Source organism: Streptomyces sp. BBFR51, from assembly GCF_044591655.1.
Lineage (GTDB): Bacteria > Actinomycetota > Actinomycetes > Streptomycetales > Streptomycetaceae > Streptomyces.
In genome coordinates this window covers 2413257-2430334 of the sequence record NZ_CP172448.1, presented here as the reverse complement: position 1 = coordinate 2430334, position 17078 = coordinate 2413257, and the positions used below count along the sequence as shown (strand labels likewise).

At 72.2% G+C, this 17078-nt stretch carries 17 protein-coding genes; 9 read left to right on the top strand and 8 right to left on the bottom strand.

What is annotated here, in order from left to right:
• Nucleotides 1-131 precede the first annotated feature (131 nt).
• On the top strand, nucleotides 132-866 hold the full coding sequence (locus tag ACGH7X_RS11045) for a class I SAM-dependent methyltransferase (RefSeq protein WP_399884164.1): 735 nt from the start codon (nucleotides 132-134) through the stop codon (nucleotides 864-866).
• Here the strand turns inward: ACGH7X_RS11045 and ACGH7X_RS11040 are convergent.
• Complete coding sequence (locus tag ACGH7X_RS11040; RefSeq protein WP_399884162.1) at nucleotides 855-2054, bottom strand: bifunctional adenosylcobinamide kinase/adenosylcobinamide-phosphate guanylyltransferase; 1200 nt, start codon at nucleotides 2052-2054, stop codon at nucleotides 855-857. The genes ACGH7X_RS11045 and ACGH7X_RS11040 overlap by 12 nt on opposite strands.
• Before the next feature lie 185 nt (nucleotides 2055-2239).
• On the opposite strand from ACGH7X_RS11040, the gene ACGH7X_RS11035 reads away from it, so the two are divergent.
• Nucleotides 2240-2476 carry a hypothetical protein gene (locus ACGH7X_RS11035; RefSeq protein WP_399884160.1) on the top strand — a complete coding sequence of 79 codons (237 nt, stop codon included), beginning with the start codon at nucleotides 2240-2242 and terminating at the stop codon, nucleotides 2474-2476.
• 43 nt (nucleotides 2477-2519) lie between these two features.
• Here the strand turns inward: ACGH7X_RS11035 and ACGH7X_RS11030 are convergent, their stop codons facing one another.
• From ACGH7X_RS11030 to ACGH7X_RS11020, 3 genes are all read right to left on the bottom strand, one after another.
• On the bottom strand, nucleotides 2520-3602 hold the full coding sequence (locus ACGH7X_RS11030) for a S1C family serine protease (RefSeq protein ID WP_399884158.1): 1083 nt from the start codon (nucleotides 3600-3602) through the stop codon (nucleotides 2520-2522).
• A gap of 70 nt (nucleotides 3603-3672) precedes the next feature.
• On the bottom strand, nucleotides 3673-4374 hold the full coding sequence (locus tag ACGH7X_RS11025; RefSeq protein ID WP_399884156.1) for a class I SAM-dependent methyltransferase: 702 nt from the start codon (nucleotides 4372-4374) through the stop codon (nucleotides 3673-3675).
• 83 nt (nucleotides 4375-4457) lie between these two features.
• Entirely contained in the window at nucleotides 4458-5096 is a 639-nt protein-coding gene (locus tag ACGH7X_RS11020; RefSeq protein WP_399896930.1) for a DUF3043 domain-containing protein, read from the bottom strand.
• Nucleotides 5097-5367: 271 nt separating this feature from the next.
• Here ACGH7X_RS11020 and ACGH7X_RS11015 point away from each other — a divergent pair, with 271 nt between their 5' ends.
• The 5 genes from ACGH7X_RS11015 to ACGH7X_RS10995 all read left to right on the top strand — a co-directional run bounded on the left by ACGH7X_RS11015 (nucleotide 5368) and on the right by ACGH7X_RS10995 (nucleotide 11790).
• A complete protein-coding gene (locus ACGH7X_RS11015; protein ID WP_399884154.1) occupies nucleotides 5368-6165 on the top strand; it encodes a PspA/IM30 family protein in 798 nt (265 codons plus the stop codon).
• 21 nt (nucleotides 6166-6186) lie between these two features.
• Nucleotides 6187-6471 carry a hypothetical protein gene (locus ACGH7X_RS11010; RefSeq protein ID WP_399884152.1) on the top strand — a complete coding sequence of 95 codons (285 nt, stop codon included), beginning with the start codon at nucleotides 6187-6189 and terminating at the stop codon, nucleotides 6469-6471.
• A gap of 127 nt (nucleotides 6472-6598) precedes the next feature.
• Nucleotides 6599-7828 (top strand): sensor histidine kinase, encoded by a 1230-nt coding sequence (locus ACGH7X_RS11005; RefSeq protein WP_399884150.1) that lies wholly within the window; start codon nucleotides 6599-6601, stop codon nucleotides 7826-7828.
• Entirely contained in the window at nucleotides 7825-8508 is a 684-nt protein-coding gene (locus tag ACGH7X_RS11000; protein WP_399884148.1) for a response regulator, read from the top strand. Before ACGH7X_RS11005 ends, ACGH7X_RS11000 begins: the two co-directional genes overlap by 4 nt.
• Nucleotides 8509-8664: 156 nt before the next feature.
• The gene (locus ACGH7X_RS10995) at nucleotides 8665-11790 is read left to right on the top strand and encodes an efflux RND transporter permease subunit (RefSeq protein WP_399884146.1); all 3126 of its coding nucleotides are present in this window, start codon (nucleotides 8665-8667) and stop codon (nucleotides 11788-11790) included.
• A 112-nt stretch (nucleotides 11791-11902) separates the two neighbouring features.
• On the opposite strand, the gene ACGH7X_RS10990 is transcribed toward ACGH7X_RS10995, so the two are convergent.
• Nucleotides 11903-12058, bottom strand: a complete 156-nt coding sequence (locus tag ACGH7X_RS10990; protein WP_399884144.1) for a hypothetical protein — start codon at nucleotides 12056-12058, stop codon at nucleotides 11903-11905.
• Nucleotides 12059-12187: 129 nt separating this feature from the next.
• Complete coding sequence (gene nadA / locus ACGH7X_RS10985; protein WP_399884142.1) at nucleotides 12188-13372, bottom strand: quinolinate synthase NadA; 1185 nt, start codon at nucleotides 13370-13372, stop codon at nucleotides 12188-12190.
• A 303-nt stretch (nucleotides 13373-13675) separates the two neighbouring features.
• Between nadA and ACGH7X_RS10980 the strand changes: the two genes are divergently transcribed.
• Nucleotides 13676-14032, top strand: coding sequence for an iron-sulfur cluster assembly accessory protein (locus tag ACGH7X_RS10980; protein WP_279566575.1), 357 nt, complete (start codon nucleotides 13676-13678; stop codon nucleotides 14030-14032).
• A gap of 87 nt (nucleotides 14033-14119) precedes the next feature.
• On the opposite strand, the gene ACGH7X_RS10975 is transcribed toward ACGH7X_RS10980, so the two are convergent.
• The gene (locus ACGH7X_RS10975; RefSeq protein ID WP_399884139.1) at nucleotides 14120-15634 is read right to left on the bottom strand and encodes a hypothetical protein; all 1515 of its coding nucleotides are present in this window, start codon (nucleotides 15632-15634) and stop codon (nucleotides 14120-14122) included.
• A gap of 94 nt (nucleotides 15635-15728) precedes the next feature.
• Nucleotides 15729-15938, bottom strand: coding sequence for a hypothetical protein (locus ACGH7X_RS10970; RefSeq protein WP_399884137.1), 210 nt, complete (start codon nucleotides 15936-15938; stop codon nucleotides 15729-15731).
• 133 nt (nucleotides 15939-16071) lie between these two features.
• Between ACGH7X_RS10970 and ACGH7X_RS10965 the strand changes: the two genes are divergently transcribed.
• The gene (locus tag ACGH7X_RS10965; RefSeq protein ID WP_399884135.1) at nucleotides 16072-17046 is read left to right on the top strand and encodes a carbohydrate kinase family protein; all 975 of its coding nucleotides are present in this window, start codon (nucleotides 16072-16074) and stop codon (nucleotides 17044-17046) included.
• Nucleotides 17047-17078 lie beyond the last annotated feature (32 nt).

Here is a 17078-nt window from a genome sequence, read left to right as displayed (position 1 = left end):
CCGTGGGCAGCGCGCCCGGGCGGCGTCGTTGCGCCCCGGATCGTGATCACCTACGTAACGTTTTGCCTGGATTGTCGTACGTCCCCCTCGTACGTCCCTCGTACGTCCTCGCCTCGCGTCGGGAGCCGCCCATGTCCGCACCCTCCGCACCTCCCGCCTCCGTCCCTCCGGTGCCTCCCGTCCCCCCGTACGGGCCGTACCGCGAGGACTGCCCCTGGTGCGGCTCCCGGCGGCTGCGCACCCGCCCGCGCGGTGACGGGCCGCGGCAGGGCGCACCCCACCGGTCCGCCCTCGAACGGTGTGCGGACTGCCGCCACGTCTTCCGGAACCCGCCGCTCACACCCGGCCCCGCACACCCCGTGGTCCGCGCCGGCGTCCGGCTGAGACACGGACTGGCCGCCCGCGCGATGCTCCGCCGCTGTCCCGAGCCCGAGAGCTGGCTGGACGTCGGCACCGGCGACGCCGACTTCCCGCGCACCGCCCGTACGCACTTCCCGTACACCTCGTTCGACGGCCTGGACCCCACCCACCGCGTGCTGCGCGCCCGCGCGGTCGAGCGCGTCGAGGAGGCGTACGTCGGCCGCCTGACGGACCCGCACATCGCCGCCCGGCTGCGGGCCCGCTACGACGTCGTCAGCCTCTTCCAGTACCTGGAGCGCGTCGCGGACCCCCGGGCCGAACTGCGGGCCGCGCTGGGGGTGCTGCGGCCCGGCGGTCACCTGCTCGTCGACGTGGCCGACCCGCGCCGCCTGCTGCCCGTGCACCCCGTGGGGCTGAGCGCCGAACTGGTGGCCCAGGGCTGCACCGTCCTCACCGGCGCCCGCGGCCACCGCGTCATCGCGCGCAAGGAGGCGTCAGCCCCGTAGCACCAGCGCCTGGCCCGCCACCACGAGCAGCACCTGCTCGCACTCGTTCGCGAACGCCGCGTTCAGCCGCCCGAGTTCGTCCCGGTAGCGGCGGCCGGACGCGGTGGCCGGGACGATGCCCGAGCCGACCTCGTTCGACACCGCCACGACCGTGCGCCGGGTGGCGCGGACCGCCTCCGTCAGCTCCCGCACCCGGTCCCTGAGCGCCCGTTCGCCGCCGTCGGCCCACTCCGCGTCGTCCCACGCGCCGACCGCGTCCATCACGTCCGTCAGCCACAGCGACAGGCAGTCGACGAGCAGCGGCGGGCCGTCGTCCTTCAACAGCGGCACCAGGTCGCAGGTCTCGGTGGTGCGCCACGACCCCGGGCGCCGCTCCCGGTGCGCGCAGACCCGGGCCGCCCACTCCGTGTCGCCGCCCCGCGAGCCGCCGGTGGCCACGTAGAGCACGTCCGGGAAGGACTCCAGGCGGCGCTCGGCCTCCACCGACTTCCCCGACCGGGCACCGCCCAGCACGAGGGTGCGCCGCGGTACGTCGGGTACGTCCTCGTAGGCGCCCACCGTCAGCGTCGTGCCGTCCGGCACCGCCCGGGCCCCGGCGGCCGCGAGCCGCCGCGCCAGTTCCGGGCCCGGCGGCGCGTCGTGGTCCAGGTGGACGGCGACGACGTCCGTCGTCGAGCCCGCCGCGCCCACCGCACGCAGCTTCGCCAGCCCGTCCGGCCGCCCCACGACGTCCGCGAGGACCAGGTCGTACGGCTCCGCGGGCTCCTCGAGACCGGCCGGGGCGCCGCCCGGCGGCACGTACAGCAGCCGCCGGCCGTCCGGTCCCGTCACGGCGTACCCGGTGCCCGGCGCGTCCAGCGCCACCGCCCGCACCCGGTGCCCGGTCAGCAGCGCCAGCTCCCGCCCGTCCGGCACCCGCCCCGGCTGCGGCAGCCCGGCCGGCACCTCCACGGCCGGGCCGTCGTGCGGGTGGGAGAGCAGCACCTGCCGCACACCGGTCAGGGAGCGCCCGGCCCGGGCCGCGGCGAACGCGGCGCCGGGCGTCAGGTCGAGCAGCAGCGCCCCGTCCACCAGCAGCGCGGTCGCCGCGCGCGCCTGAGCGCCCTGCGCCGCGGCACAGGCCGCGCAGGAACAGTCGGGGCGGGGGAGTCCCGCGGGGGCACCGGTGCCGAGCAGAGTCACGTCCACGCACCGATTTTCGCCGGTCGCCCGGCGACATGCGCGCCCGAGTCCCCCCTCGGTGCGCGGACGGCCCCCCGCACCCGGTCGACCCGGCCTTCTACGGCGCACCCGGCCCAGCGCATAGGCTGCGGTCGGAGGCCGGACCAAGATCCGGCTTCCGCTCTGCAGGTGCTCACATCTTGGAGGCGTACATGGCGGCATGGACGTGGCGGTTCGAGACGGCCGACGGGACGGAGGTCCAGCCCGCGGTGCAGCCCGAGGAGTTCACCACGCAAGGGGACGCCGAGTCCTGGGTCGGGGAGTACTGGAAGGACCTCAAGGAGGGCGGCACCGACCAGGTGCGGCTCTTCGAGGACTCCACCGAGATCTACGGCCCGATGAGCCTGCACGCCGAGGACACCGAGACCGAGGCCGAGGCCGAGGCCTGAGGGGCCACGGCCCGAGGGGCGGGCGGGGGCGGCTGCGCCCCCGTCACTGCTCGCCCAGCGTCACCTCGGCGGTGTGCTCGTCGCCGCCCCGGGTGTACGTCACCTTCGTCCGGCCGCCCGGCCGCATCGGCGCCAGCGCCTCGGCCAGTGAGGTGATGGTGGTGATGTCCGTGCCGCCCAGCTTCACGATGACGTCCCCGGACCGCAGCCCCGCGTCGTCGGCGGCCCCGCCGTCACTCACCTCGACGACGGCCACGCCGGCGGGCCGGTAGCCGTCGTCGACGACCGTACGGGCGGTGATGCCCAGCGCCGCCCGGCCCGAGTCGGTGACCCGGCCGTCCTTGACGATCTGGTCGGCCACCGTCGTCACCATCGACGCCGGGATCGCGAAGCCGATGCCGGGCGCCGCGCTGTCGCCGAGGCCCGGGTCGGTCGCCGCCAGCGTCGGGATGCCGACGACCTGCCCGTCGAGGTTCACCAGGGCGCCGCCGCTGTTGCCGGGGTTGATGGCCGCGGACGTCTGCACCATGTTGGCGATGGTGGCGCCCGTACCGCCTCCCTCGCTGCCCTCGGTGACGGTCCGTCCGGTCGCCGACACGATGCCCTGCGTCACGCTGGAGGACAGGCCGAGCGGCGAGCCCATCGCCAGCACGATCTGCCCGACCTCGACCTTCGCCGAGTCCGCGAAGCGGGCCGCCTTCATGCCGTCGGGCACCTTGTCCAGCTTGATGACGGCCAGGTCCTGCTCCGGATAGGAGGAGACGAGCTTCGCGGCCATGGCGCCCTCGTTGCGGGCGGTCGTCACCCGGAAGGACTTGTCGTCCCCGACGACGTGCGCGTTGGTGACGACGTGCCCCTTGTCGTCGTACACGACCCCGGACCCCAGCGAGTCGCCCGCCTGGATCTGCACGACCGACGGCAGTACGTCCTTGATCACCCGCTCGTAGTCCGCTTGCAGGTCGTTGGCCGCGCGCGGCGCCGCCGCCTGCGCCGTGTCGCCCTCCCGCGCGCCCCCGGAGCCCCGGTCGGAACCGGCGCCCGAGCAGCCGGTGACGAGCAGCAGGAAGCAGGCCAGCACCGTCACCGGACCGAGCAGCCGGGACACACCGATACGGGAATCGTCCATGCCCCGAGTCTCGCCGCGCACCGTGCCCCCGGCCCCCGGTGAACACCCGAACGGGCGCCGGAGCCGGGTCCTAGCCCCGCACCCCGCACAGATGCAGCAGGGCCGCGATCGCGCGGTAGGGGTCCGTCCGGCCCGCGCGCTCCTCGGCGGCCAGCAGGGTCTCGAGGTCGTCCGGGGCGGGGGCGCCGTCGGGCGCCGTGTCCGTGAAGACCCGTACGCCGTACCAGGTGTGCAGCGGGGCGCCGATGCTCGCGAGCTTCGCCGTCAGCGTCGCGAGGCGGTCCGCGCGGACGTCGAGACCGAGGCGGTTGCGATAGGCGGTGGTGTCGAAGGCACCCAGGGTGCCGGCCCAGTCGCCGTGCAGGCCGGGGCGCATGGCGAGCGCGTCGCCGTTGCGCACCAGGAGCGAGAGCAGCCCGCCCGGTGCGAGCATCCGGGCCAGTCCCGCGAGCAGCGGATCGGGCTCCTCCACGTACATGAGCACGCCGTGGCACAGCACCACGTCGAAGCTGCCCGGAAGGAAGTGCACGCCGGTGTCCCGGCCGTCGCCCTCGACGATCCGCATCCGCTCGCGGATGCCCTCGGGGTGGCCGGCCAGGGCGGCACGCGCCGCGGCGATCATCGTGGCGTCCCGCTCCACGCCGGTCACCTGGTGCCCGGCCCGTGCGAGCCGCAGCGCCTGGGTGCCCTGGCCCATGCCGACGTCGAGCACCCGCAGCCGCTTGCCCACGGGGAAGCGCCCGGCTATCTGCTCGTCCAACTGCCGGGCCACCATCTCCTGCCGTACGACGTCACGCAGACCACCCAGCTTGTCCAGCCAGGTCTCGGCCGCGCGCCCGGCGAACGGCGTCGTGCTCAGGGCCGCTCCCCGCGCTTGACCTGCGGCTTGGGCAGCCGGAGCCGGCGCATCTGGAGCGAACGCATCAGCGCGTAGGCGACCGCGCCACGCCTGCGCTCGTCCGGGAAGCGCTCGGCGAGGCGCTTCTTCAGCCGGAAACCGGTGACGACCGAGTCCAGCACGATCAGCACGATCACGACCAGCCACAGCAGCAGCGCGACGTTCTGCAGCGAGGCCACCCGGATCATGCTCAGCACGAGGATGATCACGGCCATCGGCAGGAAGTACTCCGCGATGTTGAACCGGGAGTCGATGAAATCGCGCGCGAACTTGCGCACCGGACCCTTGTCACGGGCCGGCAGGTACCGCTCGTCGCCCTTCGCCAGCGCCTCGCGCTGCCGCGCCATCGCGGTCCGGCGCTCCTCGCGCTGGCGCTTGGCGGCGTCCTTGCGCGTCACGGGCGTATTGGCGACGCTGCGGCGCTGGGACTGGGCCGCACTGCGCTTGGGCGTCGGCCTTCCCTTGGGGGCCTGCGGGTCACGGGGCTGCTTGGAGTCGGTCACCGGCGCTCTGACGGCGCTCTGGGCCTTCTCATCCTTGGCACGGCTACGGAACACAAAACCCAAGGGTACGGGGTGCGGGGGTGTGGACCCCAGCCCGGTGGGGAACGATCCGGCAACGCCGGTCGTCTGTAAGTGGACAGAGGTGATGTTGCGTACAGCCCCGGACACCGGGACTTTTCGGACAACCCCGGGGAGCACCTACTCCCTGCGCCGGACCGGGAACGTACGCAGTCGTCCTTGGGGATGAGCGCATCCGTCCCCGAACAGTGCGGTAATGGATGCAGGGCCCGTACTGTGGGTTCTGTTGCAGTCGCTGGAGCTGGAGTCGGTCAGAAGGGGGCGCGCGAAGCCCATGAGCGGTGTCATGAAGCGTATGGGGATGATCTTCCGCGCGAAGGCCAATAAGGCCCTTGACCGGGCCGAGGACCCGCGCGAGACCCTCGATTACTCGTATCAGAAACAGTTGGAGCTCTTGCAGAAAGTGCGCCGCGGCGTCGCCGACGTGGCGACCAGCCGCAAGCGCCTCGAGCTTCAGCTCAACCAGCTCCAGTCCCAGTCGGGCAAGCTGGAGGACCAGGGCCGCAAGGCGCTGGCGCTGGGCCGCGAGGACCTGGCCCGCGAGGCGCTCTCCCGGCGCGCCGCGCTCCAGCAACAGGTCACCGACCTGGAGACGCAGCACGCCACGCTCCAGGGCGAGGAGGAGAAACTCACCCTTGCGGCCCAGCGCCTCCAGGCCAAGGTGGACGCCTTCCGCACGAAGAAGGAGACCATCAAGGCCACCTACACGGCGGCCCAGGCGCAGACCCGCATCGGCGAGGCGTTCTCCGGCATCTCCGAGGAGATGGGCGACGTCGGCCTGGCCATCCAGCGGGCCGAGGACAAGACCGCCCAGCTCCAGGCCCGGGCCGGTGCCATCGACGAGCTGCTCGCCTCGGGCGCCCTCGACGACCAGTCCGGCATGCACAAGGACGACATCCAGGCCGAGCTGGACCGGCTCTCCGGTGGTACGGATGTAGAGCTGGAACTGCAGCGCATGAAGGCCGAGCTGGCCGGAGGCAGCACCTCCGACCGCCAGGCCATCGAGGGCGGCCAGGATCAGGGTCAGGGCCAGCCGCAGTCCCAGCAGCAGCCGCAGGACACCCCGCGCTTCGACAAGCAGTAGCCCACGCCTAGGAGGGCCGACATGATCGTACGGATCATGGGGGAGGGACAGCTGACGCTGGCCGACGGCCGGCTCACGGAGCTGAACAAGCTGGACGACGAACTCCTGGCCGAGATGGAGAACGGCGACGGCCCCGGCTTCCGCGCGACCCTCCAGGCCCTCCTGGCCAAGGTCCGAGAACTGGGCGAACCCCTCCCGGACGACACCCTGGAGCCCTCCGACCTCATCCTCCCCTCCCCGGACGCCACCCTGGAGGAGGTCCAGGAGCTGCTGAGCGACGACGGCCTCATCCCGGGGAGTGCGTGAGTCCCGGTGTCTTCCACTCCCGAACGGTGAGTGAATCCTTCAGCCCGTCCGGGGGTGCCCCCAGCCAACGCCCACTGAATGCGGGCCCAGTCATAAGACACGCCCACTCCAGCTACCGTAAACAGCCGTGAGCACCCTCGCCCGCGCCCGCTGCACCCTCGGCGCCCACCCCTCCGCCCTGGACACGGCCCTCGCCGCCGCCGTCCTCGTGTGCATGGTCGCCGGCTCCTTCGTGGACCCGCACGGTCCGGAGGGCGTCAGCTGGGGCCTGCGCACCCCCGACGCGCTCAGCCTGGCCCTCATGACCGTGGGCGCCGCCGCGCTCGCCTTCCGCCGCCGCGCCCCCCTGGTGGTCCTCGGGGTCACCGGCTGCGTCTCCGTCGTCGAGAGCATCACCGGCGAGCCCCGCGCCCCCGTCGTGATGTCCGCGGTCATCGCCCTCTTCACCGTCGCCGCCACCACCGACCGCCCCACCACCTGGCGGGTCGGCCTGCTCACCATGACCCTGCTCACCGGCGCCGCCATGCTGGCCGGCCCGCTGCCCTGGTACGCGCAGGAGAACCTCGCCGTCTTCGCCTGGACCGGCATCGGCGCCACCGCCGGGGACGCCGTCCGCAGCCGCCGCGCCTTCGTGCAGGCCATCCGCGACCGGGCCGAGAAGGCCGAGCGCACCCGGGAGGAGGAGGCCCGCCGCCGGGTCGCCGAGGAGCGGCTGCGCATCGCCCGGGACCTGCACGACGTGGTCGCCCACCACATCGCCCTGGTCAACGTCCAGGCCGGGGTCGCCTCACACGTCATGGACAAGCGGCCCGACCAGGCCAAGCAGGCCCTCGCCCACGTACGGGAGGCCAGCCGCTCCGCGCTCGACGAGCTGCGGGCCACCGTGGGCCTGCTGCGCCAGTCCGGCGACCCGGAGGCACCGACCGAGCCCGCTCCGGGCCTCGCCCGCCTCGACGAACTCGTGGGCACCTTCCACCACGCCGGGCTGCACGTCGAGGTGGCCCGCGCCGACCAGGGCACCGAACTGCCCGCCGCCGTCGACCTGGCCGCGTACCGGATCATCCAGGAGGCCCTGACCAACGTGCGCAAGCACGCGGGGCAGCAGGCGAAGGCCGAGGTCAGCGTCGTGCGGGTGGGGCCGAACATCGAGGTGACCGTGCTCGACGACGGCACCGGTGAGGGCGACGCCGCCGACGCCTCCGCCGACAGCGGCGGACACGGGCTGCTCGGCATGCGCGAGCGCGTCACCGCCGTGCGCGGCACCCTCACCACCGGTCCCCGCTACGGAGGCGGGTTCCGGGTCCATGCGATCCTTCCGGTCAGAAGCCGCACCGATGCCGCGGAGGACCCCGTATGACGATCCGTGTCCTGCTCGCCGACGACCAGGCGCTGCTGCGCAGCGCCTTCCGGGTGCTGGTCGACTCCGAGCCCGACATGGAGGTGGTGGGGGAGGCGTCCGACGGCGCGGAGGCGGCCCGGCTGGCCGCCGAGCAGCGGGTCGACGTGGTGCTGATGGACATCCGGATGCCCGGCACGGACGGCCTCGCCGCCACCCGCATGATCAGCGCCGACCCGTCCCTCGCCCATGTCCGCGTGGTCATACTGACGACCTTCGAGGTCGACGACTACGTGGTGCAGTCGCTGCGGGCCGGCGCCTCCGGCTTCCTCGGCAAGGGCTCGGAGCCCGACGAACTGCTCAGCGCGATCCGCGTCGCGGCCGGCGGCGAGGCGCTGCTGTCCCCCACCGCCACCAAGGGCCTGATCGCCCGCTTCCTCGCCCAGCAGGGCACGGACGACGAGGAGCGCGACCCGGCCCGCGCCGAGCGTCTCGAGTCGCTGACCGTGCGCGAGCGCGAGGTGCTGGTCCAGGTCGCCGGCGGGCACTCCAACGACGAGATCGCCGAGCGTCTCGAGGTCAGCCCGCTCACCGTGAAGACCCACGTCAACCGGGCCATGGCCAAGCTGGGCGCCCGCGACCGCGCGCAGCTGGTCGTCATCGCCTACGAATCCGGGCTGGTACGTCCAAGGGTGGAGTGACCTCTACCCGCGTGTACTGCGGCGGGAGTATGCGCCGGATAAGGAAATGGACCTGGGGCCTAGGGAACCGGGGCCCCGCATGGCCCAGGGTGTTGAGGTGGGCGTACAGATGTGCCCCGTCCCCTCCGCTCGGCCACAGAAGAGAGACCCTGATCCATGTCCTGGCTGTCGAGATTCAGCCTCGCGCAACGGGCCCTGATAGGCCTGATGTCGATCGTCGCGCTCGTCTTCGGCGCGATCGCCATCCCCCAGCTCAAGCAGCAGCTGCTGCCCACCATCGAACTGCCCATGGTGTCCGTGCTGGCGCCGTACCAGGGCGCCTCGCCGGACGTGGTCGAGAAGCAGGTCGTCGAACCGATCGAGGACAGCCTCGAGGCCGTCGACGGGATCTCGGGCGTCACCTCCACCGCCAGTGAGGGCAACGCCGTCATCATGGCGTCCTTCGACTACGGCCCGGACACCCAGCAGCTCGTCGCCGACGTCCAGCAGGCCGTGAACCGGGCCCGCGCCCAGCTCCCGGACGACGTGGACCCGCAGGTCATCTCCGGGTCGACGGACGACATCCCGACCGTCGTCCTCGCCGTCACCTCGGACAAGGACCAGCAGGCGCTGGCCGACCAGCTCGACAAGACGGTCGTCTCCGAGCTGAAGGACATCGACGGGGTCGCCCAGGTCGCGGTCGACGGCGTCCGCGACGTCCAGGTCACCGTCACCCCCGACCAGGCGAAGCTGGCCGCGGCCGGAGTGAGCCCGCAGGTGCTCGCCCAGTCCCTCCAGGCCGGCGGCGCGACCGTCCCGGCCGGTTCCTTCGACGAGGCGGGCGCCAACCGCACCGTCCAGGTCGGCGGCGGCTTCACCTCGGTGAAGCAGATCCAGGACCTCATGGTCACCGGCGAGGGCGTCGACAAGCCGGTCCGCCTCGGCGACGTCGCCACCGTCAAGGAGGAGGAGGCCAAGGCCGACTCCCTCACCCGCACCGACGGCAAGCCGTCCCTCGCCGTCGCCGTGACGATGGACCACGACGGCAGCGCGGTGGCCATCTCGAACGCCGTCGAGGACAAGCTCCCCGACCTGCGCGAGCAGCTCGGCTCCGGCGCGACCCTCACCGTCGTCAGCGACCAGGGCCCGGCGGTCTCCAAGGCCATCTCGGGTCTGACCACGGAGGGCGGGCTCGGTCTGCTCTTCGCCGTCCTGATCATCCTGGTCTTCCTGGCGTCGATCCGCTCCACGCTGGTCACCGCGGTCTCCATCCCGCTGTCGGTGGTGCTGGCGCTGATCGTCCTGTGGACGCGCGACCTGTCGCTCAACATGCTGACGCTGGGCGCCCTGACCATCGCCATCGGCCGGGTCGTCGACGACTCGATCGTGGTCCTGGAGAACATCAAGCGGCACCTCGGCTACGGCGAGGAGCGCCAGGAGGCCATCCTCAAGGCCGTCCGCGAGGTCGCCGGGGCGGTCACCTCCTCGACGCTCACCACGGTCGCCGTGTTCCTGCCGATCGGTCTGGTCGGCGGCATGGTCGGCGAGCTGTTCGGCTCCTTCAGCCTCACCGTCACCGCGGCGCTGCTGGCGTCCCTGCTGGTGTCGCTGACGGTCGTCCCGGTCCTGTCGTACTGGTTCCTGCGGCCCCCGAAGGGCACGCCGGAGGACGCGTCCGAGGCCCGCCGGCTCGCCGAGGAGAAGGAGGCGAAGAGCCGCCTCCAGCGCTTCTACGTCCCGGTCCTGCGCTTCGCCACCCGCCGCCGCCTGACCAGCGTGGCCATCGCGGTCGTCGTGCTCATCGGCACGTTCGGCATGGCGCCGCTGCTGAAGACCAACTTCTTCGACCAGGGCGACCAGAAGGTCCTCAGCATCAAGCAGGAGCTGAAGCCGGGCACCAGCCTCGGCGCCACCGACGTCCAGGCCAAGAAGGTCGAGAAGCTGCTCGGCGGCACCGAGGGCGTCAAGGACTACCAGGTCACCATCGGCTCGTCCGGCTTCATGGCCGCCTTCGGCGGCGGCACGGACACCAACCAGGCCTCGTACCAGCTCATGCTGGAGGACTCCGCGTCCGCCGAGGACGTCCAGGACCACATCGAGGACGGGCTCGCGAAGCTCGGCGACGGCATCGGCACCACCACGGTCGCCGCCGGTGACGGCTTCGGCAGCCAGGACCTGAGCGTCGTCGTCAAGGCGGGCGACGCGCAGGTGCTGCGCGACGCCGCCGAGCAGGTCCGCAAGACGGTCGCCGACCTCGACGACGTCACCGACGTCACCAGCGACCTGGCGCAGAGCGTGCCGCGCATCTCGGTCAAGGCCAACGCCAAGGCCGCCGCGGCCGGTTTCAACGACCAGACGCTCGGCGCGGCCGTGGGCCAGGCCGTGCGCGGCACCCCGGCCGCCAAGGCGATCCTGGACGACACCGAGCGCGACGTCGTCATCAGGTCGGCCCAGCCCGCCGAGACGATGGCCGAACTGAAGGCGCTCAACCTCGGCCCGGTCAAGCTCGGTGACATCGCCACCGTGCGGCTGGTGGACGGTCCGGTCTCGATGACCCGTATCGACGGGCAGCGCGCGGCGACCATCACCGCCAAGCCGACCGGCGACAACACCGGCGCGGTGGGCACGGACCTCCAGTCGAAGATCGACGGACTGGACCTGCCGACCGGGGCCACGGCCGAGATCGGCGGCGTCACCGCCGACCAGGACGAGGCCTTCGTCAACCTGGGCCTGGCCATGCTCGCGGCCATCGCCATCGTGTTCATGCTGCTGGTCGGGACCTTCCGGTCGCTGGCCCAGCCGCTGATCCTGCTGGTGTCCATCCCGTTCGCGGCGACCGGCGCGATCGGTCTGCTGATCGCCACGGGCACCCCGATGGGCGTCCCGGCGATGATCGGCATGCTGATGCTGATCGGCATCGTGGTCACCAACGCCATCGTGCTGATCGACCTGATCAACCAGTACCGCAAGCAGGGTTACGGCGTCGTGGAGGCCGTGATCGAGGGTGGCCGCCACCGGCTGCGCCCCATCCTCATGACGGCCCTGGCGACGATCTTCGCCCTGCTCCCGATGGCGCTGGGCGTCACCGGCGAGGGCGGCTTCATCGCGCAGCCGCTCGCGGTGGTCGTGATCGGCGGTCTGATCACGTCGACCCTGCTGACCCTCCTCCTGGTCCCGACGCTCTACGCGATGCTGGAGCTGCGCAAGGAGCGGCGCGCGAAGAAGCGGGCGGCGAAGAAGGGCGGCGGCGACGTGCCGCCGCAGGCCGCGGCCTCGGACGAGCCGGAGCCGGCGAAGGTCTGAGCGCCGTACACACGGCGGCCGTACACCCGGCGGCCGTACACACGACGAAGGGGTGCTTCCACGAGGCTGTGGAAGCACCCCTTCACTTTCACTTTCACCTTCATCGCGGGCGTCACTGCCCGGACAACGCGGCGATGCCGCCGAACAGCACGACGGCCACGAGGATCACCAGGGCGAGCAGGACCCCCATGCAGAAACCGCACCCCTGACCCGCCCCGCGGCCGAACGAACCGTCGCCCCCGCCGGACACCTGTCCCTGACCCGCCATGCCGGCCCCCCCGGTCTCTCCCGGACCTCACCGTCGCACGGGCGTCCCCGCGGACCAACGGATCAGGTGGAGGTGTGCGCTCAGGGCCTGACCTTCGTGCACGAAGTGCGAGGCGGGGCCCGCGAGCCGCTACGGCAGCGCCAGCATCCGCTCCAGCGCCAGCTTCGCGAACTTCTCCGTCTCCGGGTCGACCTCGATGCGGTTGACGAGGGTGCCCTCGGCGAGGGACTCCAGCGTCCAGACCAGGTGCGGCAGGTCGATGCGGTTCATGGTCGAGCAGAAGCAGACCGTCTTGTCGAGGAAGACGATCTCCTTGTCCTCGGCGGCGAAACGGTTCGCCAGCCGTCGGACCAGGTTCAGCTCGGTCCCGATGGCCCACTTGGAACCGGCCGGGGCCGCCTCCAGGGCCTTGATGATGTACTCGGTCGAGCCGACGTAGTCCGCGGCGGCCACGACCTCGTGCTTGCACTCGGGGTGCACCAGGACGTTCACGCCCGGTATGCGCTCGCGCACGTCGTCGACCGAGTCGAGGCTGAAGCGGCCGTGCACCGAGCAGTGACCCCGCCAAAGGATCATCTTCGCGGCGCGCAGCTCCTCGGCCGTCAGCCCGCCGTTGGGCTTGTGCGGGTTGTAGACGACGCAGTCCTCCAGGGACATCCCCAGGTCCCGCACCGCGGTGTTGCGGCCCAGGTGCTGGTCGGGGAGGAACAGGACCTTCTCGCCCTGCTCGAACGCCCAGTTCAGCGCGCGCTCGGCGTTGGAGGAGGTGCAGATGGTGCCGCCGTGCCTGCCCGTGAACGCCTTGATGTCCGCGGACGAGTTCATGTACGAAACGGGCACGACCTGCTCGGCGATCCCGGCCTCGGTCAGCACGTCCCAGCACTCGGCGACCTGTTCGGCGGTGGCCATGTCGGCCATCGAACAACCGGCGGCCAGGTCGGGCAGGACGACCTTCTGGTCGTCGGAGGTCAGGATGTCGGCCGACTCCGCCATGAAGTGCACACCGCAGAAGACGATGTACTCGGCCTCCGGGCGCGCGGCCGCGTCCCGGGCCAGCTTGAACGAGTCGCCCGTGACGTCCGCGAACTGGATGACCTCGTCACGCTGGTAGTGGTGACCGAGGACGAAGACCTTGTCCCCGAGCTTCTCCTTGGCCGCACGGGCGCGCGCGACCAGGTCCGGGTCGGAGGGTGAGGGCAGGTCGCCGGGGCACTCCACACCGCGCTCGCTCCTCGGGTCGGCCTCACGGCCGAGCAGCAGCAGGGCGAGGGGCGTCGGCTGTACGTCGAGCTCCTGGGTTTGGGCGGTGGTCACGACACGCACCCTTTCTACTTTTCGTCGACCCTTTTCGTCGAACTGACGCTATATATCATAACCGGTTCACGTCAGTTTGACGATGCCCATAGTGTCGATGTGACGTGAGTCCCGGCGCCGGAGCGGGCGTCCGCGACCGCCCTCGGCGGCCGTCGTCCACAGGCGCTGTCCGCTTCCCGGGGCGTGTGCGAGCATGAAGGGAAGGCCGAAGGGCAAGACACGGGTCCGACCCGGAATGAATCCGCGGCCCCGCCGGTTGGAACCGTCGGCAAGCAGTCTCCGTACAACCTTGGAGAGATGTAGATGTCCGTATCGGACGAGACCACCACCGTCACCGACGGCATCATCGTGACCGACGCCGCCGCGGCCAAGGTCAAGGCCCTGCTCGACCAGGAAGGCCGCGACGACCTGGCGCTGCGCGTCGCCGTCCAGCCCGGGGGCTGCTCCGGCCTGCGTTACCAGCTCTTCTTCGACGAGCGCTCGCTCGACGGTGACGTGGTGAAGGACTTCGACGGCGTCAAGGTCACCACCGACCGCATGAGCGCCCCGTACCTGGGCGGCGCCACCATCGACTTCGTGGACACGATCGAGAAGCAGGGCTTCACGATCGACAACCCGAACGCGACGGGCTCCTGCGCCTGCGGCGACTCCTTCAGCTGAGCCGCGCGGCACCAGCGCACGACAAGGGCGGCGGCCCGGGGACAACCCCGGGCCGCCGCCCTTCTCGCACGTTCCGCGTCCTCGCCGTCACCGGCCGCCGGACGGAGCCGGCAGCCGCGCCCCGGGCTTGTGCACGGGGACGTCCTCGTCGTCCGAGCCGACGACCGTCCGGTCGCCGAGCGGCTTGTCGAGCGGCACCGTCCGCTCGTACTCCTTGGCGATCAGGATGCAGACCTTGTCCGGGTGCGGGGTCTCGGTCACCGTGACGGTCACCTTGCCCCCGCTCTCCTTCGCCTTCGCGTCGTAGTCGGAGCACACCCCGCCGGTGAAGTGCACGGTCAGCTCGCCGTCGGCGGCCGTGTAACCGCTCACCCGCACGTCCCGCGGCTCACCGGGCTTCGAGGTCGGCTCGTCGGAGGGGGAGGGCGAGGCGGGGGCCGCGGTGGTCAGGTACTTCGGCTCGACCGCCGGGTAGGTGACCGTCACGGCGTCCCGCGCGCCCGGCGCCCGCACCTCGAACAGCCAGGACGGCACCAGTGTCTGCCGCCCCCGCACCGGATGCGCGGCCAGCCCGAACACCGCGTCCTCCACCGTCGCGGTCTGCTTCCCGGGCTTCTCCGGCGTCCCCGGCTTCCCCGTCGGCAGCGCGCAGGGCATGTCCGCGCCGTCCTGATGCGGCACGGGGCTCGCGCAGCCCCCGATGCCCGCGCCGGAACCGCCGCCCGGCTCGTTCAGCAGCGCCAGCGTCTCCTGCGCGCCCAGGACGGGATACGCGTCCCCCTTGACCGGCGCCTTCACCTGGCCGCTGCCGCCGACCACCTCGCCCCGCGCGTCGACGACGACCCCGGTCGTCCAGCCGTACGTGGGCAGCCCGCCCACCTCCGGTTCCGCGTTCACGGCACGCCGGGCTCCCATCACCTGACCCGCGTCCAGCTTGGCGTCGTCCTGGCCCAGCGCCTTCAGCACCGGCGCCGCCGCCTTCTTCGCGGCCGCCTCGCCCACCGGGTCCCCGTCGGCCGAGGGGGCCTTGCAGACGGCGCCCTTCTTGCAGTTGTCGGTGCCGGGTGCGTAGCGGTGGAAGGTCCAGGTGCCCGGCGCCTGCCGGCTCACCGTGAGCAGCGGTCCGGAACCGTCTTTGGCGTTGCCGGCCTTCCACGCTTCGCCCTGGACGCGGGGCGCGCCCTCCACCCCCAGCGCCTCGGCCAGCCGGGCCACCTCGGCCTCGGTGACCTCGCCCTTCGCCCGGTACACGGGCGCCGAGCCGGGACCCTCGGGGAGCGGACCGTCCGCGCGGTAGACGACGCCGTACGGATTGGGCTCGCCGGGCGCGATGCCGTTCGTGCCGCCCTCGGAGGACGCCTGGTGGTCGTCGAGGGCGAGCGGCGGGGGAGTGTCGTCGCCGGACGACCCGGACGCCGTACCGCCGTCCGGGTCACCGTCGGAGGCGGACGTGGCCAGATAGGCCCCACCGGTGCCCACGAGCAGGACGGCGGCGGCGACCGACGCGACGGCGACCGCACGGGCGCGCCGCCGCGCTGGACGCCCGGTGCCGGCCTCGTCGGCGGCGGAGGCGTCGTCGTTGTCGGGTCGCTCGGTGTTCACCGCATCGCTCCTTCGGCTGTTACTGGGGACAGCGATGGGACGCGGTGGGGCGGGATCCGGTTCCCGGGCGGCGGCGGGCGCCGCCCGGACGGCCTCAGTCGCCGTAGTCCGACATGGCCTCCAGCAGCCGGGCCGACGTCTGGGGCACCCGTACGCCGTGGATGAGCGAGACCGGCACCGGGTGGGCCAGGACGTGCGCCGGAGCCGACCAGCGCGGTGTCATCCGGGCGCAGTCGCCGCGCAGCGACGCCAGGTCGCCGTCCAGGTCGGCCGGGGCGGGGTCGGCGGTCCTCAGGTTCGTCATAACAGAACCGTAGGCACGTCCCGGACCGCGAAGAAAGTTGTACTACCGGGTAGTTTCGCCTCCTTCGGCCTGGCGGCGTCGCCGGGTAGCGTGAACTGTCAACCCGCCCTCCCCTCAGGAGAGAGTCCACGCCGTGCGCATCGCAGTCACCGGCTCCATCGCCACCGACCACCTCATGACCTTCCCCGGCCGCTTCTCCGACCAGCTCGTCGCCGACCAGCTGCACACGGTCTCGCTCTCCTTCCTGGTCGACCAGCTGGACGTACGACGGGGCGGCGTCGCCGCGAACATCGCCTTCGGCATGGGACAGCTCGGCACCCGGCCGATCCTGGTCGGCGCGGCCGGCTCGGACTTCGACGAGTACCGGGCCTGGCTGGACCGGCACGGCGTCGACGCCGGCTCGGTCCGCATCTCCGAGACCCTGCACACCGCCCGCTTCGTCTGCACCACCGACGCCGACCACAACCAGATCGGCTCCTTCTACACGGGCGCGATGAGCGAGGCCCGCCTCATCGAGCTGAAGACCGTCGCCGACCGCGTGGGCGGCCTCGACCTGGTCTCCATCGGCGCCGACGACCCGGAGGCGATGCTCCGGCACACCGAGGAGTGCCGTACGCGGTCCATCCCCTTCGCCGCCGACTTCTCCCAGCAGATCGCCCGGATGAACGGCGACGAGATCCGGATACTGCTGGACGGGGCGACCTACCTCTTCTCCAACGAGTACGAGAAGGGGCTCATCGAGACCAAGACCGGCTGGACGGACGAGGAGATCCTCGACCGCGTCGGCCACCGCGTCACCACCCTCGGCGCGCGGGGCGTCCGCATCGAGCGGGCCGGCGAGGAGTCCCTCGAGGTCGGCGTCCCCGACGAGGAGCGCAAGGCCGACCCCACGGGCGTCGGCGACGCCTTCCGGGCGGGGTTCCTGTCGGGACTGGCGTGGGGGGTCTCGCTCGAGCGAGCGGCGCAGGTCGGGTGCATGCTGGCGACGCTCGTCATCGAGACGGTGGGGACGCAGGAGTACCAGCTGCGGCGCGGGCACTTCATGGAGCGGTTCACGAAGGCGTACGGGGACGAGGCGGCGGGGGAGGTTCAGGCGCACCTGGGCTGAAACCGGGGTTGCGACTGCTCGACCGCCTTGCG